At 75.8% G+C, this 306-nt stretch carries 1 pseudogene; it reads right to left on the reverse strand.

What is annotated here, in order from left to right:
- Nucleotides 1–306: pseudogene (locus G3I40_RS32650) on the reverse strand (hypothetical protein); the annotation flags it as partial.

Below are 306 nucleotides of genomic sequence, written 5' to 3' on the forward strand. Positions count from 1 at the left end.
CGGTGGGGGCCGGCGGGCGGGACGTAGGGGATCTCGCAGCGCTCCGTGCGCAGTTCGCGCACGCGCTGGTCGAGGAGGTCGAGGAGCTGGGCGGTCGGCACCGGCCCCGCCATCAGCTGGAGGAAGGACAGCAACTGCGGTACCGCCTCGACGACTTCGGCGACCGCGGCGGGCTCCAGGGTGTCCGGCGCCGGGTGCACGAGCGACCAGGCGTCGAACAGCGCGACCCAGCCGCGCAGCACGGCCGTGTCGTCCCGGTCCCAGACGCGCAGCCGCCAGCCGGGGCGGGCGATGTCGCCGTGCACC

The organism is Streptomyces sp. SID14478, assembly GCF_010548525.1.
GTDB lineage: Bacteria > Actinomycetota > Actinomycetes > Streptomycetales > Streptomycetaceae > Streptomyces.